The organism is Pseudomonas sp. H11T01, from assembly GCF_048515765.1.
Classification (GTDB): Bacteria; Pseudomonadota; Gammaproteobacteria; order Pseudomonadales; family Pseudomonadaceae; genus Aquipseudomonas.
This window is the reverse complement of record NZ_JBLYED010000044.1, coordinates 21,969-37,716: the sequence shown is the minus strand read 5'-3', so window position 1 is coordinate 37,716 and position 15,748 is coordinate 21,969. Positions and strand designations below refer to the sequence as shown.

The window sequence follows — 15,748 nt, the reverse complement described above, 5'->3', positions numbered from 1 at the left end:
TGGAAACAGTGCCCCCTGGCAGCGATCTTCACCTTGGATATAGCGCATAAGAAAAATGCCCGCATCTTGCGATGCGGGCATTTTCTTGAACCGGAGAGCAGATTGCTAGGTTTTCACACAATCTGCTCTCGGGTCTCCCTTTTTTATGTCCGCAATACGTTTACTTCACAATGACGGTGATTTTCTTCGAGACAATCGGCGGGTCGAACGGTATGTGGTTCTTGTCGCCCATCTCCATCTGCAAGGTGTGCTTGCCCGGGGCCAGTTTGATGTCAGTTTCGGTTTGCGCCATGCCGAAGTGCATATGGTTGGCGTCTTTCGGGATCGGCATGTTCTCCGCCGGCAATGTGGCAACGTCGATAAACAGGTGGTGGTGACCGGTGTTTTTGGTCGGGTCACCCGCCGGCGCGAGCGCCATGCCCTCGACGGCAAACCTGACCTTGAAGCTCTCACCCACCGTGGCGCCGTCCGCCGGAGAGACGATGCTCACCGTCGCGCCCTTGGGAGCCGGAGTGCGTGCACTACTATCCGCAGCACTTGCCAGCATCGAAGCACCCAGTAACAGGCTGACTAAAGCAGCGCGAGACATAAAGGTTTTCATTCTGTTCTCCAGTTTTTCTGCAAAATCTGTACGGTTGCGACAACTTCGTGGCAATTCGTTGTCGAAGGCACTCATCACCATAGCAAAGCGCACCAGAACCCGCGCACTGCTCATTAGAATTCAAAGGAGTGACCATGCGGTTTTTGCCTGGCCTGTTACTTTTGCTACCCCTTGCGAGCACTTACGCTCAAGCCGAACTGATTGACGATGTGAATGACCGTGGCGAGCTGCGCATCGCTCTGGAAGCCAATACACCACCGTTTAACTTCAAGGATGACGGCAGACTCACCGGCTTCGAGGTCGAGTTGGGTCAAATGCTCGCCAGCGAGCTGGATGTGCGTGAAGACTTTGTCATCACGGACTCGGCTGATCTGCTGCAAGGCGTGGAGAGCGGCAAGTACGATGTGGCCATCAACCACATAGCACTGACCCCGGAACTCAAGGATCGTTTCGACTTCAGCGAACCCTATAGTTATTCCAATGCGCAGTTGATCGTGCGTCAGGAGGAGCCGCGCCCACTGAGCACTCTGGAAGCGCTCAAGGGCCAGGCGCTGGGCGTGGCGCAAAGCAGCCAGTTCGCCGAGCAGACGCGCACGGTGGAAGGCGTCGATCTGCGCAGCTACCCCGATGCGCAACAACCGCTCAAAGACGTGGCGGACAAGCAGATCGACGCGGCCATCAGCGACCGTTTGCTGGTCCCTTACGCCATTCGTGACAGCCGTTTGCCCGTGAAGGAAGGCGCCAATGTCGGCCCGACGCTGAGCCTGGCAATCCCGTTTCAGAAAGGTAATCCGGCGTTTCAGGCCAGTATCGACAACGCGCTGCAACGCATCAAAGCGGACGGTCGGCTAATGGCGCTCTCGGAAAAATGGTTCGGAATGGATGCGAGCAAGCCGCCGAAGCCTTAGTCCAAAGCCGCCAACGCGGCGGTGGCTTCGGGCAATTCCAGCTCACTGAAAACCCGAACCCCATTGCGTGTCAACAACGCCGCAGTCACTCCCTCCCCGCTGACCTTGACCCCGCCAAAGGTGCCGTCATAGGTCAGCAGGTTGCCGCAGGACGGGCTGTTGGCCTTGAGCACGGCAATCCGGATGCCGTGCTGTTCGACCAGCGCCAAAGCCTGTCGCGCGCCGGATAGAAACTCGGCGCTGACGTCCTCACCCCCGGCAGTCAGCACCTGAGCACTGCCATCCAGCACTTTAACGCCCTGCCCTCCGGGAATCTCGGCAGCCGGGCGCGGCGTCGGCAACCCACCGGCCACTTCCGGGCACAGCGCCACCACCCGACCTTCGGCGATCCACTGCTCAAGCTGATCGAACGGCCCGCTGGCCCCGCCGTCGTAACGCACGCGGTGTCCCAGCAGACAGCGACTCACCAGAACTTTCTGCATGTCAGAACGGCTCATTGCCGCGACGTCGAAACCACCCCGTCAGCGACAGGCGTTCTCGAGTGGCGGGCAGGACTTCATGGGGCACTTCGCCGGAGAGGAATACCACCAGGCAACCTCCCGTGGGTACCACATCGTATGCAACACCCTCGTCCAGATACATCCGCAACTGTCCGCCATGATCAGGCAACCAACCCTGATTGAGGTAAACCACGGTGGACACCATGCGCCGGTCATCATCGCGAAAGCGGTCGACATGCTTGAGGTAAAACGCACCTGGCGGGTACAACGCGAAATGGCTTTCGAAATCTTCCAGGCCCAGAAACAATCCGCGATTGATGGCGACCCGCAGACTGTCCATCAAACCCAGGTAGCTGTCGCAAGACTCGACCTGGCCGGGCTCGATCCACTGGATATGGTCACCCCGGATACCCTCGCGAATCTCCTGAAAAGGACCTCGCCCCACCGCGGCCGGGGCCAACTCGCCCTCGGTGGCACGTTTATGGCACTCAGCCGCCAGTTCCAGGGTCAGATCCTCTGGCAGGAAAATATTCTGCTGCGACCACCCTTGTGCAGCGAGGTCGTCGACGATACGTAACAGCAGCGGGTGATCAGAGGATATTTGCATGCTGAGCATAGTATCCATACGCCTATAAATCCGACAGAGCCGCAGAGCGCTCTGATACGAATTCTCGACAAGTGTTGGGCTCCCACGGAGAATAGTCGCCTGCTGACAGGAGCCCTTATGCGTCGCTTGCTTTTTTCACTGTTGATGTTCTGCATTTTGCCCGCGTGGGCAGACGGCCTCGACCAGTTGTACAAGGTCGCCGGTTGGCCAGAACAACGCGCGCATTTTAATGATGCCCTTACCGCCGCTCAGCAACGCTACAAAAACAGCCTGCCACCTGCGGTGTTCCAGGCGCTGGTAAACAACAGTAATCAACGCTTTGCGCCACAGGCAATGGATCAGCGAGCCCAGGCGCAATTGCGAAAAAAACTTGCCGACCCGAAACCGGCGCTGACCTTCTTCCAGTCACCGTTGGGCCGCAAGATTGTCTCAGCTGAATTGCTGGCGACCCGCCGCGATCAGTTGGCGAAAAACGCTCAGGGCTTGCCGAAAATCCAGGCCAGCGACGCACGCCTGTTGATCATTGGCCATTTGGCTCAGGCGCTGCCTGCTCGCGAGGCCGGTGCCGAAGTCAGCCTGGCAATCGCCGGAGTTGCCGCCGACAGTTTGAGTCAGATGATTCCCGGCCTGCTGGGCGGCGGTCAAGCCCAAGGGATGTTGAACGGTCAGCGCCAGCGGCTGATGGATCAGATCGGCGCCGACCTGAACAACACCTTGCTCTACGTTTACCGCGACCTGTCTGATACGGAACTGGAAGAATTCGCCACCTTCGCCGAGTCGGACGAGGGCAAGGCTTACTATCAAGCCGCGCTGGCAGCGATCCGCGCCGGGTTGGCGGTGGGGCAAAGTACGTCGAGCCTGACGCAGTGACTTGAGGCGTCTCCAAAATCCAATCGCGAGCACAGTCACCACAGTTTCTTCAGACGTTCTTGGTCAAAAACCCGAAGTACCGCTCGCGCAACGCCAGCGTTTCATTCGCCAGATGATGCCGCGCCTCAGGCAGCATCAGCACTTGCGGCTGGTCGAACTTGCTGCGTAACACCTCCAGGTTATGCTCCCAATCCACCGTCATATCCGCTTGCCCCTGAACGATCAGTGGGCGCCGTGTACTGCGCGGCGTGGCTTCGATGCGTTTGATCCATCGCGCCAGCGCACCGACCCAAGCGGTCGGCAGACGTAACGGCTGTAACGGATCAGCCTGCAGGAACGGCAAGAAATCAGGGTCGTTGGTGTTCGCGCTGAAACGCCGGGCAATGCCTTTAACGAAGGGTTTGATCAGGTAATAGCTGAACTGCGACCAACCCCAGGCCCGTGGTCGCACCAGTGGCGAGAGCAGGATGGTCTGACCTTGGGCCGGGCTATCGGTGCCGTGATTGAGCAGATGATCGATCACAATCGCGCCGCCCGTGCTTTGTCCGCACAGGTGCCACGGCTGCGGCAAGTTGAGGGACTTCGCCTCAACGAACAGCCCTTGCAACGCCGTCTGGTACTCGGCGAAATCCTTGATGCTGGCGCGCTCGCCGCTGGATAACCCATGTCCTGGCAGGTCGCAGGCAATCACCGCGAAATTCTGCTCCAGCGCCCACTCGATCACATGCCGGTACAACCCCATGTGATCGTAGAAACCGTGAAACAGAAACATCGTGGCGACAGCTTGCTGCGGCCACCAGACCTGGCTGACCAGTTCATAGCCCGCGACCTCGAAGCGTCCCAATGCACGCTTGACCGGCACGTTACGCTGCGGGAAATCCAGGCCATAGAAACGCTGATAGGCCTGTGCCTCCACCGACAGCGGCTGCGCGGCGGCCAACGGCAGCAAACTGGCACGCAGGTGATTGGGGTCGAAGGTAACAGGCATGAAGATTTCCAGACAAAAACGCGAAACAGACTTTATGGATCTGCGATATTCATCTGTCGCGGCAAGCATGGCAAGCTACCCGACCTTCGAGGATTGATCCGTATGCGTCTGCCCTACCGCACGACACTGCTTGCCAGCCTGCTCGCCCTTGTGTGTGCCGGGACGCTGTGGAGCGCTTACGACTGGTTTCAGGGCCGTTACCTGCGTGCCTTCAACGAACACACCGCCGTGTTTTCCGGCGATCCTCTGAGCCTCCCCCCCGAACTGGCCGGTCCCGGTTCGATCCGGTTGGTACACTTCTGGGACCCTGCCTGTCCGTGCAACGTCGGCAACCAGCAGCACCTGGCCGAACTGATCGAGCACTTTGGGCCGCAAGGTGTGGAGTTCTATTCGGTGCAAAAGACTGGTAGCCACGGCCAATTACCCAGCACCCTGAGCAGCCTAAAAACCCTGCATGCCCTGCCCGGCGCCGATCAGATACCGGCCAGCCCGGCCGTGGCGATCTGGGACCGTAACGGCAAACTGGCGTATTTCGGGCCTTACAGCGAAGGCCTGACCTGTAATTCCAGCAATAGCTTTATCGAACCGATCTTGCAGGCCCTGCGCGAAGACCGCCCGGTCAGCGCAACTCACACCCTCGCGGTGGGCTGTTATTGCCCGTGGACCGGCGACAGCGCCAAGCAAGAAGTACACGAGTGACTCAAGCAAATCCCTCCTAGGTGCGATGTGCCAGGTCGCGACCCGTGCTAAAAACTGGCGGGCAGGAATAGCCGTCATCAAGAACGAACAAGGAATCGCCATGAAACGCAGCCTCACCGTACTCGCCCTGTTGATCGTCGCACTCGCTGTCGGTGGTGGCTGGTATGTGTACAGCAAGCAGCCTTCGCGCCAGGGCCTTGTTGAGCTCGATCACCTGCAAGACTCGGTGACGGTGCGTTATGACGAACGTGGCGTGCCGCATATTCGCGCCGGGAACGAAACCGATCTGTACCGCGCCCTCGGTTACGTACACGCTCAAGACCGGCTATTCCAGATGGAAATCATGCGTCGACTGGCCCGCGGCGAACTGGCCGAAGTGCTCGGTCCCAAATTACTCGACACCGATAAACTGATGCGCAGCCTGCGCATTCGCGAGCGTGCAGAGACTTACCTGGCCGGCCTTGATCGGCAATCTGCGACCTGGAACGCCCTGCAAGCCTATCTGGACGGTATCAACCAGTACCAGGCGACTCACGCCCAACCCATGGAATTCGACGTACTGGGTATCCACAAACGTCCGTTCACCGCCCAGGACACCATCAGCATCGCCGGTTACATGGCCTACAGTTTTGCCGCAGCGTTTCGTACCGAACCTCTGCTGACCTATGTGCGCGACGAGTTGGGCAGTGAATACCTGAGTGTCTTTGACCTCGACTGGCAACCCAAGGGCGTACTGGCCTCGACGCCCACCCTTGCCGCCAGCGACTGGAAAGACCTGAACGCCATTGCCCGGCTGAGCGAACAGGCGCTGGCCGACAACGGCTTGCCGCAGTTCGAAGGCAGCAATGCCTGGGTGATTTCCGGCAACCGGACCAAAAGTGGCAAACCGCTGCTGGCCGGCGATCCACACGTGCGTTTCTCCGCGCCTTCGGTGTGGTACGAAGCGCATCTGTCGGCGCCAGGATTCGAGCTGTACGGCTACTACCAGGCGCTGATGCCCTTCGCGTCCCTTGGTCACAACACTGATTTTGGCTGGAGCGTGACAATGTTCCAGAACGACGATCTCGACCTGATCGCCGAGAAGGTCAACCCGGACAACCCTAATCAGGTCTGGTATCGCGACAAATGGGTCGAGATGACCACCAGCGAACAGCAAATCGCGGTGAAGGGACAGGAGCCGGTCACGCTGGTTCTGCGTCAGTCACCCCACGGCCCGATCATCAATGACGTGCTCGGCGCCAACGCTGGCAAGACGCCGATAGCCATGTGGTGGGCGTTCCTCGAAACCCAAAACCCGATCCTCGAAGGTTTCTACCAGCTCAACCGCGCCGACACCCTGGTCAAGGCCCGTAGCGCTGCGGCCAAGGTGCAAGCGCCAGGCCTGAATCTGGTATGGGCCAACGCCAAGGGCGACATCGGTTGGTGGGCGGCTGCACAGTTGCCGAAACGCCCGGCCGGGGTCAAACCGGGCTTTATCCTCGACGGCAGCACCAGCCAGGCGGACAAGGACGGCTTCTACCCGTTCAGCGCCAACCCTCAGGAAGAAAACCCGGCACGCGGTTACATCGTCTCGGCCAATTTCCAGCCGCTGTCACCGACTGGCATGGAGATTCCTGGTTATTACAACCTCGCGGATCGCGGCCAGCAATTGAACAAGCAGCTGAGCGACGCGAGCGTCAAATGGGACCTGGATAACAGCCAGAAGCTGCAATTGGGTACCACCACCGCCTACGGCCCTCGCCTGTTGGCGCCACTGTTGCCGGTGCTGCGTGAGGTGGTGAAAGACCCGGCGGAACTCAAACTGGTCGCGCAACTGGCACAGTGGAAAGGTGACTACCCGCTGTACTCCACCAGCGCCACGCTGTTCAACCAGTTTTTGTTCAACCTGACCGATGCCGTGTTCCACGACGAACTCGGCGATGGCTTCTTCGAGACTTTGCTCTCCACTCGGGTGATTGATGCCGCGTTGCCGCGACTGGCCGCGTCCGCCGATTCGCCGTGGTGGGACAACCGCAATACCCTCGGCAAGGAAAGTCGTGCCGACATCGTCAAAGCCGCATGGCAGGCCAGCATCGCCCACCTCAAGACCACTCTGGGCGACGACCCGACTCAATGGTTGTGGAGCGATGCGCATACCCTGACCCACAACCATCCGCTAGGCGTGCAAAAGCCACTGGATCGACTCTTCAACGTCGGCCCGTTCGGGGCCCCCGGCAGCCATGAAGTGCCGAACAACCTCTCGGCCAAGATCGGCCCCGCACCGTGGCCGGCGACCTACGGCCCCTCGACCCGACGCATCATCGACTTCGCCGACCCGGCCCACAGCCTGACCATCAACCCGGTCGGGCAAAGCGGCGTGCCGTTCGACAAGCACTACGACGACCAGGCCGAGGCGTTCATCGAGGGGATTTACCAGCAGGCGCATTTCAACGACGAGGAAGTGACGGCCAATACCCGCAGTACGTTGAAGTTGTTGCCAGCGAGGGTGGCTCAATAAGCAAACATTGATCGTTAATGCCTCAATAGACGCTCTGCGTCAGCTCTGGATGTGACGCGGAGCGTCACGGGCTGCATTCCTTTGCTGCGCGTGGGAACGATCGTTAACGGATCACTCAGCCGTCGAAGGCTTCTCCCACAAATTAACCCCGCCCTCCTGCGCAAACCGGTCGATTTCGGCCAATTCTTCTGCGCTAAAGCTCAGATTCTTCAACGCCCCGACATTTTCAATGATTTGCTCCGGCCGGCTGGCGCCGATCAGGGCGGAGGTCACTCGTGGATCGCGCAGGGTCCAGGCCAAGGCCAATTGCGCGAGGCTTTGGCCGCGGCGTTGGGCGATTTCGTTGAGGGCGCGCACTTGGGCGATGTTGGCTTGCGAGAGGTGCGAGGCTTGCAGCGAACCGCCGCCCGGACGATTGACCCGCGCATCCTTGGGCACGCCGTTGAGGTATTTGTCGGTCAACAGGCCTTGGGCCAGCGGAGTAAAGGCGATCACACCGGCACCGAGCTCGTCGGTGGTATCCAGCAGGTCTTTTTCCACCCAGCGGTTAAGCAGGTTGTAGGCCGGCTGGTGAATCAGCAGCGGGACTTTCCATTCTTGCAACAAAGCTGCAATTTCACGGGTTTTGACCCCGGAATACGACGAGATGCCAATGTACAGCGCCTTGCCTTGCTGCACGGCAGTGGCCAATGCACCGGCGGTTTCTTCCAGTGGGGTGTCCGGGTCGAAGCGGTGCGAATAGAAGATATCCACATAGTCGACGCCCAACCGCCGCAAGCTCTGATCGAGGCTGGCCAATACATATTTACGCGAGCCGCCGCCCTGACCGTACGGCCCCGGCCACATGTCCCAACCGGCCTTGCTGGAAATGATCAGCTCATCGCGGTAGTGCTTGAAGTCTTCGCGCAGTAAGCGGCCGAAATTGATCTCGGCGCTGCCGTACGGCGGGCCGTAGTTGTTGGCCAGATCAAAGTGGTTGATGCCCAGGTCGAAGGCGGTGCGCAGCAAGGATCGCTGGGTGTCGATTGGCGTGCTGTCGCCGAAGTTGTGCCACAGGCCCAGGGACAGTGCCGGCAGCACCAGCCCGCTGCGTCCGACGCGGCGGTAAGGAATGGAGTCGTAGCGGTTTTCGGCAGCAATATAAGTCATCGAATCCTCTCTCGGTTTGAGTCCGCGGTGTCTCTGAAATACTGAAGGTCGTTCCGACCTTATCGCGGGCAGGCAAGGCAGCGCAAACATCGAATTCGACTAATGGCTGAAACGTTTCATATGCGATTTTTCCCTACGTATCAAACCGCGTTGGCAAATATCTCACTCAACCAATCCACAAATACCCGCACCCTCGGCGACATGTGTCTGTTATGCGGATAAAGGACGGAAACAGGCATGGGCGGTGGTGGCGTGTCGACAAGAATTTCTTGCACCAGCCCTTGGGAAATCTGCGCCGCCATGCGGTAGTGCGGGCACTGGATGAGACCTAGACCGGCGACTGCCGAGGCGGCGTAGATCTCTGCGCCGAACACCGACAGCGCGCCGTCGATAGGGACTTCTTTCAGCTCGCCGTCGACCATGAATTCGAACGGAAACAGTTTGGCGGTGGTGCGCGAGACGTAGTTCACCGCGCGATGTTGCGCCAGATCGTCGAGGCTCTTCGGTTCGCCGTATTTGCGCAGGTAGGCCGGGCTCGCGCAGGTCACCTGGCGCAGCGTCGCGACGCGGCGGCCGATGAGCGACGAATCGCCCAAGGTGCCGGCCCGCAATACGCAGTCGACCCCTTCAGCGATCAGGTCGACAAAGCGATCCGCTTCGCTGATGGACAACTCGATCTGCGGGTAGCGCTCCATGAACTGCGGCAGCGCCGGGATCACGAAGTACTTGGCCAGAGTGCCATGTAAATCGACCCGCAACCGCCCCTTCGGCGCCACCGAACGAAACGCCAGTTCAGCCTCCTCCAGCTCCGCCAGCAACTGCACGCAACGCAGGTAGTACGCCTCGCCATCCAGGGTCGGGCGCACCCGCCGCGTGCTGCGTTCCAGCAACCGCGTGCCGAGCCAGGCTTCGAATTGATTGAGGGTATGGGTCAGGGTGGCGCGGGGCAGGTTCAGGTCATCGGCGGCCAGCGTGAAGCTGCTGCGCTCGTAGATCCGCACAAAAACCTTCATCGCTTTGACTTGATCCACGCGGGGCTCCTGACGCTAGATTGTTAGCGATTATTGAACAGTCAAGGCAACTCTGGTGCATTTATCACCCTGAGTAAACATGTGAGTCTTGCTCCCACGCCAGACAACTTCACCACCTCAAGGAAACTCGCGATGACTACTCACACTTCGAAAGTTGCAATCGTTACCGGCGCCTCCCGCGGCATCGGCGCTGTCATCGCCAGACAACTCGCCTCTGAAGGCTTCGCAGTTGCCATCAACTACGCCAGCAGCGCCAACGAAGCCTCGGCTCTGGTAGTGGAACTGCGCCAGGCCGGCCATCTGGCCATAGCGATCAAGGCCGATGTGTCCAACGCCGCCGACGTGAGCCGGATGTTCGATGAGACCGAAGCACAACTGGGCAAAGTCGACGTGCTGGTGAACAACGCCGGGATCCTCAAAGTCCTGCCACTGGCCCAGCACAGCGACGAACTGTTCGAACAGACCTTCGCCATCAACACTCGCGGCACCTTCAACACCCTGCGTGAAGCCGCGACCCGCCTGAATGCCGGCGGGCGGATCGTTAACTTCTCCAGCAGCACCGTCGGCCTGAACCTGCCGGGCTACGCGGTGTACATCGCCAGCAAGGCGGCGGTTGAGTCGCTGACCCAGGTGTTCGCCAAAGAACTGCGCGGTCGCAATATCACGGTCAACGCGGTGGCTCCCGGCCCGGTCGCCACTGAATTGTTCCTGCACGGCAAAAGCGAAGAACAGATCCAGACCTTCGCCAAGATGCCGCCACTGGAACGCCTGGGTCAGCCGGAAGACATCGCCAACGTCATCTCCTTCCTGGTCAGCCCGGCTGCCGCTTGGGTCAACGGGCAGATCCTGCGTACCAACGGCGGGCTGGTTTGATTTGAGTCGTCACGGCTCTCAACGCCTATGCTCGTTGTGGCGGATTGCTCGAACGGATAAGGAACGATTTTGCGAAGGGTTGGTACTGACGGCCTACTCATCTTAGGTTCGCAGTGACCCCATCGCGAGCAAGCCCGCTCCCACACTGGTTCTATGTCGATCACATCACAGTGGCCTGACGCAGATCTAATGTGGGAGCGAGCTTGCTCGCGATGACGGCCTGGCAGGCACCAAATATCTCAGCTCAAGAGACCCTCTACATGCACACCACTATCATCACCACCTTCGGCCTGATCCTTCTGGCTCTGATGCTGTTCATCGGCAACAAACTCGGCTTCAGCCAGCAGACGCTCAGCTATAGCTTCGTCGCGTTGTGGTTGGCACTCACGGTGATCAACGGCGCGGCCGGCATGGTCACCGCAAATCAGCCGCTGGCCACGGAACTGGCGGTTGGCTGTGTGGTGTTCGGCGTGCCGGTGGTCGCTCTGGTGCTGTTCCTGATGCTGACCAGAACCTGAGCCGCCACCGGCCCTCGATCAACGCACCAGGTGCAGGAACTGCAGGTGCCGTTCGTACTGATCGAGGATGTCGTTGATGATCTGCTCCTTGGTGTACCCCACCAGATCGTAATCCTGACTGCCTTCGCTCAGATGCACTTCAGCCCGGTGATAACGACGGTTGTTGAGCTGTTTGGAGCCCATTCCGCCACGGGCAAAGGATGGCGTGAAGTAGCCGCGCATCTGCACCTGATAGATAAACGGATGCTGTTCGCCATGACCGATTTCCAGGCTGACGTTGTCGTTGGCCGGGTCCGGTTGAGCGACCACGTTGAGGCCTTTTTCGACGAACACCGCCGTCACTTCCTCGATCGCCGGGCGCACTGCGGAGTCGAGGAAACGGTACACCTCATCCCGGGATGGGAAATGCACGGCCTGGCTCAGGCGCTGACGCCAACCGCCGCGCCGCGAACCGGATACCGGCGCCAGCGAGTGCAGTTGCGCGATCTGTTTTTGCGACTCGAGATAGAACGCCTTGTGCAGCCCCCACATCATCAGCAGCAAAATCAACGAGAACGGCAGCGAGGTCAGCACCACCGCCGACTTCAGCGAATCGATGCTGCCGGCGAACAACAAGGCGCTGGTGATCAGCGCGGTCATCGCGCCCCAGAACACCCGCAGCCATTTCGGCCCGTCTTCGTCTGGGTTACCGCCACGGGCAGAGAGCGTCGAGAGCACCACGGTGCCGGAGTCCGCCGAGGTGACGAAGAACACGAAGCTGATAAACACCGTGACCGCGATCACGGTCTTGCCCCACGGGTAGGTTTCCAGCAGCAGGTAAAGGGTCATCGACGGATTTTCGAGGGCTGACATACCCAACGCGCTCATGCCGTGGTTCAGCACCTGGTCGATGGCGCTGTTGCCGAAGATCGACATCCACGCCAGGGTGAAACCCAGCGGAATCAGCAACACGCCGAAGACGAATTCACGGATGGTCCGGCCACGGGAAATCCGCGCGATGAACAGGCCCACGAACGGCGACCATGCGATCCACCAGGCCCAGTAGAACACCGTCCAGCCACCCAGCCAGTCGCTGGGTTTGTCGTAGGCGTACAGATCGAAACTCTTCATCGGCAAGGCGCCGAGGTAGTCGCCAATGTTCTGGATCAGGGTGTTGAGCAGGTGCTGCGTTGGCCCGGCGAACAACACGAACAGCAGCAGCGCACAGGCCAGCAGCATGTTGATGTCGGACATCACCCGCACGCCTTTATCGACGCCGGAGACCGCGACGAGGATCGCCGCGCCCATCATCAGGGTAATCAGGCCAACCTGAATCCACTGGGTGTGGGCGACGCCAAACAGGAAATCGAGACCGGAGTTAAGGTGCAACACGCCAAAACCCATGTCCGCGCCGAGTCCGAACACCGTGGCGATGATGCCGAAGCCATCCACTGCGTAGCCGATCGGGCCGTTGATGCGTTTGCCAATCAGTGGATACAACGCCGAGCGCAAGGCCAGCGGCAGGTTATGCCGATAGGCGAAGTAGGCCAGCGCCATGCCGACGAAGGCGAACACGCCCCAACCGTGCAGCCCCCAATGCAGAAACAGAATTTGCATGGCCTGGCGCGCAGCGTCTGCGGTGCCAGCTTCGCCTTGGGGCGGCTGCAGCAGGTGGGTCAGCGGTTCAGAGACGCAGAAGAAAAACAGCGTGATGCTGATCCCGGCGGCGAACAGCATGCCGGCCCAGGACAGGTAACTGAATTCGGGTTCGTCGTGGTCGGCACCGAGCTTGATCTTGCCGTAGCCGGACAAGGCGGTGACCACCACGAAGACCAGATACAGGGTCATCGCCAACATGTAGTACCAGCCGACCGTATTGGCCGCCCAGTTTTGTGCGGCCAGAAGCCACGCGCCGGCCTGTTCTGGCAGGGCAATCACTACCAGGCCGAACAACAGAATGAAGCTCGCCGCGAAGTAAAACACCGGCGGGTTCATGCGGATCTGGCCGCTGGGAGAGATAGACGGTGCACTCATGAAAGGTGCACCTCGGGAGTGTGAAATGTGGCTGGATAAAACGGGCTCGGCAAAGGTAAGCCTCCTGTTGTGAGCGGGCAGCGAACCACCGGTTTAACTTGAACGAACGGTCAAGTTAAACATGGATAGGGTGCTAAGGACTAATCGCAGGGCTCGGAGGTAGCTTTCGTACATAAGCTCAAGGAAGGGTATGACGTATTGATCGTTCCCACGCTCTGCGTGGGAATGCAGCCCGTGACGCTCCGCGTCACTGCCGAAGCGATTGCTGCGCGTCCGGTGAGGCATTCCCACGCGGGAGCGTGGGAACGATCGGTGTCGCCCTACTTCTGCGTCCCGTCATCGTGCTGCAGATTGGCCTGGGTCAGGTTGCAGCCTGCCGGCACGCTGCGGGTCAGCCAGACGTTGCCGCCGATGGTCGAGCCCTTGCCGATGGTGATCCGCCCGAGAATGGTCGCGCCGGCGTAAATCACTACGTCGTCTTCGACAATCGGATGGCGCGGGTGGCCTTTCTGTAATTGACCGTCTTCATCGGCGGGAAAACGTTTCGCACCCAGGGTCACAGCCTGATAGATGCGCACTCGCTCGCCGATGATCGCGGTCTCGCCGATAACCACACCCGTTCCGTGATCGATAAAGAAGCTGCCGCCGATCTGCGCGCCGGGGTGGATGTCAATGCCCGTTGCCGAGTGAGCGATCTCCGAACTGATCCGCGCCAGCAGCGGCAGCCCGGCGCGGTACAGGTGATGCGCCAGGCGATGGTGGATCACCGCAAGAATCCCCGGATAGCACAGCAGCACCTCATCCACGCTGCGCGCTGCCGGGTCACCGTGGAAGGCCGCCAGCACATCGGTATCGAGCAGGCTGCGCAAGCCGGGCAAGGCCAGAGCGAAATCCTGGATCAGACTAATCGCCTTGATCTCGACTTCGTTATCGACCTTGGCGCTTTGCCGGGCCACATAACGCAGCTCAAGCCGTGCCTGGGCCAACAAGGCATTGAGCGCCACATCCAGTGTGTGGCCGACGTAAAAATCTTCACTCTCTTCGCGCAGATCCACCGGGCCAAGACGCATCGGAAACAGCGCGCCACACAGTGCTTCGAGAATCTCGGCCATGGCGGCACGCGACGGCAATTCGCGCCCGCCCTGCTCGCCGCTGACGCGGCCGTTCTGAGTGCGCCACTGGTCTCGGGCTTCACGCAGTTGGCCAACGATGGTCTGCAACTGCCAATGGCTGGAACGCTCGCTCACGGTTAAGACTCCTCACTCATGCGGCCGGACTGTCTGGCCGCGGAAACGGCATCCACTTTACGGTACGCGCTCAAACCTCAATTAAGAACGAATTGTGCTGTTGTCAGAACATTTGGGCATAAGCGATTGACGGTTGCTCGAGTAAAAAGGCCTGCCTATAGTCCAGACATCTCCTACAGCCAGTGCGGACCCATGATCAAACAACAGCTTGCTCGCTTCAATCGTCTGGAACTCCTCGGCAATGCCACTGCGCTGGAAAAGCTCGAGCGCCTGTCGACCTGGTTGGGTCGCGATGTTTACGTCAAACGCGATGACACCACGCCCCTGGCAATGGGCGGCAACAAGCTGCGCAAGCTCGAATACCTGGCCGCCGATGCGCTCGCCGCTGGTGCCGATACGCTGATCACCGCCGGCGCTATCCAGTCCAACCATGTGCGCCAGACCGCCGCGCTGGCCGCCAAACTGGGTCTTGGTTGCGTCGCACTGCTGGAAAACCCCATCGGCACCAGCGACAGCAACTACCTGGCTAATGGCAATCGCCTGCTGCTGGATTTGTTCGATGCCAAGGTCGAGTTGGTGGACAACCTGGACAACGCCGACGATCAGCTGCACGCCCTCGCCGAGCGCCTGCGGTCCAACGGCAAAAAACCGTATCTAGTGCCGATTGGCGGTTCCAATGCCTTGGGGGCTTTGGGTTATGTCCGAGCGGGCCTGGAACTGGCTGAGCAAATTAAAGATACCGGTCTGAAATTCGCCGCCGTGGTGTTGGCCTCTGGCAGTGCCGGGACCCACAGCGGTCTGGCCCTGGCGCTGAGCGAAGTACTGCCGGAATTGCCGGTGGTAGGTGTTACGGTTTCCCGCAGCGATGAAGCCCAGCGGCCGAAGGTGCAAGGCCTGGCCGAACGCACCGCCGAACTGCTCGGCGTGAGTTTACCGGCGAGCTTCAAGGTTGAACTGTGGGACGAATATTTCGCCCCACGCTATGGCGAGCCGAACGCCGGCACGCTGGCGGCAATCAAGCTGATGGCAAGTCAGGAAGGCTTGTTGCTGGACCCGGTGTACACCGGCAAGGCCATGGCCGGCTTACTCGACGGTATCGGCCGCAATCGTTTTAATGACGGCCCGATCATCTTCCTGCACACCGGTGGGGCACCGGCGTTGTTTGCGTATGCGAACACCTTTGCATAGGGTGATCGTTCCCACGCTCCCGCGTGGGAACGCCTCCGTGGACGCTCCGCGTCCAGGTG

The 15,748-nt window shown here is 60.0% G+C and carries 15 protein-coding genes; 7 read left to right on the top strand and 8 right to left on the bottom strand.

The window, feature by feature from the left end; translation table 11 throughout:
* Positions 1-160: 160 nt before the first annotated feature.
* Positions 161-601, bottom strand: coding sequence for a DUF4399 domain-containing protein (locus ACN1C3_RS32180; RefSeq protein WP_419119765.1), 441 nt, complete (start codon positions 599-601; stop codon positions 161-163).
* A gap of 134 nt (positions 602-735) precedes the next feature.
* On the opposite strand from ACN1C3_RS32180, the gene ACN1C3_RS32175 reads away from it, so the two are divergent.
* Positions 736-1,509 carry a transporter substrate-binding domain-containing protein gene (locus ACN1C3_RS32175; RefSeq protein WP_419119762.1) on the top strand — a complete coding sequence of 258 codons (774 nt, stop codon included), beginning with the start codon at positions 736-738 and terminating at the stop codon, positions 1,507-1,509.
* On the opposite strand, the gene ACN1C3_RS32170 is transcribed toward ACN1C3_RS32175, so the two are convergent.
* Complete coding sequence (locus ACN1C3_RS32170; protein ID WP_419119761.1) at positions 1,506-1,991, bottom strand: DUF523 domain-containing protein; 486 nt, start codon at positions 1,989-1,991, stop codon at positions 1,506-1,508. The genes ACN1C3_RS32175 and ACN1C3_RS32170 overlap by 4 nt on opposite strands.
* A gap of 1 nt (position 1,992) precedes the next feature.
* Positions 1,993-2,625, bottom strand: coding sequence for a 2OG-Fe(II) oxygenase (locus ACN1C3_RS32165; RefSeq protein ID WP_419119764.1), 633 nt, complete (start codon positions 2,623-2,625; stop codon positions 1,993-1,995).
* Between the two features lie 108 nt (positions 2,626-2,733).
* Here ACN1C3_RS32165 and ACN1C3_RS32160 point away from each other — a divergent pair, with 108 nt between their 5' ends.
* Positions 2,734-3,486 carry a DUF2059 domain-containing protein gene (locus tag ACN1C3_RS32160; protein WP_419119760.1) on the top strand — a complete coding sequence of 251 codons (753 nt, stop codon included), beginning with the start codon at positions 2,734-2,736 and terminating at the stop codon, positions 3,484-3,486.
* Between the two features lie 49 nt (positions 3,487-3,535).
* Here ACN1C3_RS32160 and ACN1C3_RS32155 read toward each other — a convergent pair whose 3' ends face one another.
* On the bottom strand, positions 3,536-4,474 hold the full coding sequence (locus tag ACN1C3_RS32155) for an alpha/beta hydrolase (protein ID WP_419119759.1): 939 nt from the start codon (positions 4,472-4,474) through the stop codon (positions 3,536-3,538).
* 102 nt (positions 4,475-4,576) lie between these two features.
* Between ACN1C3_RS32155 and ACN1C3_RS32150 the strand changes: the two genes are divergently transcribed.
* Together ACN1C3_RS32150 and ACN1C3_RS32145 are read left to right on the top strand one after the other, a co-directional pair.
* The gene (locus ACN1C3_RS32150) at positions 4,577-5,173 is read left to right on the top strand and encodes a DUF6436 domain-containing protein (protein ID WP_419119758.1); all 597 of its coding nucleotides are present in this window, start codon (positions 4,577-4,579) and stop codon (positions 5,171-5,173) included.
* Positions 5,174-5,273: 100 nt separating this feature from the next.
* Entirely contained in the window at positions 5,274-7,670 is a 2,397-nt protein-coding gene (locus ACN1C3_RS32145; protein ID WP_419119757.1) for a penicillin acylase family protein, read from the top strand.
* 111 nt (positions 7,671-7,781) lie between these two features.
* On the opposite strand, the gene mgrA is transcribed toward ACN1C3_RS32145, so the two are convergent.
* Positions 7,782-8,819 carry an L-glyceraldehyde 3-phosphate reductase gene (gene mgrA, locus ACN1C3_RS32140; protein ID WP_419119756.1) on the bottom strand — a complete coding sequence of 346 codons (1,038 nt, stop codon included), beginning with the start codon at positions 8,817-8,819 and terminating at the stop codon, positions 7,782-7,784.
* Between the two features lie 140 nt (positions 8,820-8,959).
* Complete coding sequence (locus tag ACN1C3_RS32135; RefSeq protein ID WP_419119755.1) at positions 8,960-9,850, bottom strand: LysR family transcriptional regulator; 891 nt, start codon at positions 9,848-9,850, stop codon at positions 8,960-8,962.
* A 132-nt stretch (positions 9,851-9,982) separates the two neighbouring features.
* Between ACN1C3_RS32135 and ACN1C3_RS32130 the strand changes: the two genes are divergently transcribed.
* Together ACN1C3_RS32130 and ACN1C3_RS32125 are read left to right on the top strand one after the other, a co-directional pair.
* The gene (locus ACN1C3_RS32130) at positions 9,983-10,723 is read left to right on the top strand and encodes an SDR family oxidoreductase (RefSeq protein WP_419119754.1); all 741 of its coding nucleotides are present in this window, start codon (positions 9,983-9,985) and stop codon (positions 10,721-10,723) included.
* Positions 10,724-10,983: 260 nt separating this feature from the next.
* Entirely contained in the window at positions 10,984-11,241 is a 258-nt protein-coding gene (locus ACN1C3_RS32125) for a hypothetical protein (protein WP_419119753.1), read from the top strand.
* 18 nt (positions 11,242-11,259) lie between these two features.
* Here ACN1C3_RS32125 and betT read toward each other — a convergent pair whose 3' ends face one another.
* Together betT and epsC are read right to left on the bottom strand one after the other, a co-directional pair.
* On the bottom strand, positions 11,260-13,215 hold the full coding sequence (gene betT, locus ACN1C3_RS32120; RefSeq protein WP_419119763.1) for a choline transporter BetT: 1,956 nt from the start codon (positions 13,213-13,215) through the stop codon (positions 11,260-11,262).
* Positions 13,216-13,574: 359 nt separating this feature from the next.
* Positions 13,575-14,501 (bottom strand): serine O-acetyltransferase EpsC, encoded by a 927-nt coding sequence (gene epsC / locus ACN1C3_RS32115; protein ID WP_419119752.1) that lies wholly within the window; start codon positions 14,499-14,501, stop codon positions 13,575-13,577.
* Between the two features lie 192 nt (positions 14,502-14,693).
* Between epsC and ACN1C3_RS32110 the strand changes: the two genes are divergently transcribed.
* Entirely contained in the window at positions 14,694-15,689 is a 996-nt protein-coding gene (locus tag ACN1C3_RS32110) for a D-cysteine desulfhydrase (protein ID WP_419119751.1), read from the top strand.
* Positions 15,690-15,748: the final 59 nt, after the last annotated feature.

Coding starts and splice junctions, on each gene's coding strand:
- ACN1C3_RS32130 (WP_419119754.1), top strand. CDS start 9,983: ATGACTACTCACACTTCGAAAGTTGCAATCGTTACCGGCGCCTCCCGC.
- ACN1C3_RS32145 (WP_419119757.1), top strand. CDS start 5,274: ATGAAACGCAGCCTCACCGTACTCGCCCTGTTGATCGTCGCACTCGCT.
- ACN1C3_RS32150 (WP_419119758.1), top strand. CDS start 4,577: ATGCGTCTGCCCTACCGCACGACACTGCTTGCCAGCCTGCTCGCCCTT.
- ACN1C3_RS32160 (WP_419119760.1), top strand. CDS start 2,734: ATGCGTCGCTTGCTTTTTTCACTGTTGATGTTCTGCATTTTGCCCGCG.
- ACN1C3_RS32110 (WP_419119751.1), top strand. CDS start 14,694: ATGATCAAACAACAGCTTGCTCGCTTCAATCGTCTGGAACTCCTCGGC.
- mgrA (WP_419119756.1), bottom strand. CDS start 8,819: ATGACTTATATTGCTGCCGAAAACCGCTACGACTCCATTCCTTACCGC.
- ACN1C3_RS32180 (WP_419119765.1), bottom strand. CDS start 601: ATGAAAACCTTTATGTCTCGCGCTGCTTTAGTCAGCCTGTTACTGGGT.
- betT (WP_419119763.1), bottom strand. CDS start 13,215: ATGAACCCGCCGGTGTTTTACTTCGCGGCGAGCTTCATTCTGTTGTTC.
- ACN1C3_RS32175 (WP_419119762.1), top strand. CDS start 736: ATGCGGTTTTTGCCTGGCCTGTTACTTTTGCTACCCCTTGCGAGCACT.
- ACN1C3_RS32170 (WP_419119761.1), bottom strand. CDS start 1,991: ATGCAGAAAGTTCTGGTGAGTCGCTGTCTGCTGGGACACCGCGTGCGT.
- ACN1C3_RS32155 (WP_419119759.1), bottom strand. CDS start 4,474: ATGCCTGTTACCTTCGACCCCAATCACCTGCGTGCCAGTTTGCTGCCG.
- ACN1C3_RS32125 (WP_419119753.1), top strand. CDS start 10,984: ATGCACACCACTATCATCACCACCTTCGGCCTGATCCTTCTGGCTCTG.
- ACN1C3_RS32165 (WP_419119764.1), bottom strand. CDS start 2,625: ATGCTCAGCATGCAAATATCCTCTGATCACCCGCTGCTGTTACGTATC.